The sequence below is a fragment of the Psychrobacter sp. TB20-MNA-CIBAN-0197 genome (assembly GCF_040309765.1).
Classification (GTDB): Bacteria; Pseudomonadota; Gammaproteobacteria; order Pseudomonadales; family Moraxellaceae; genus Psychrobacter; species Psychrobacter submarinus.
Map to the genome: position 1 here is coordinate 1 of NZ_JBEOPC010001349.1, position 238 is coordinate 238.

Below are 238 nucleotides of genomic sequence, written 5' to 3' on the forward strand. Positions count from 1 at the left end.
GATCAAAGAACCCCTGGGCGTCGCCATTTTCGACCCAGAACGCATTCTTCGGTGCTTTCAAACCGTCATACCAGTCAACGATGGTCTGGCCGAATGTCGGTCCTTCACGACTATCCACCACGACGTTGACCGCCCGACCGGTAAACAACTCAGGCTTGAGCAGATACGCCACAACGGTGGCGTCATGCACCGGGCCGCCGGGAATGCCGTAGTGCTCCATATCGCCCTTGATGTATTC

The 238-nt window shown here is 56.7% G+C and carries 1 protein-coding gene; it reads right to left on the bottom strand.

Translation table 11 applies throughout. From position 1 onward, the window contains the following. A partial coding sequence (locus AAEY83_RS18355) for a nucleoside hydrolase (RefSeq protein ID WP_351061559.1) occupies positions 1 to 238 on the bottom strand: 238 nt, incomplete at both ends.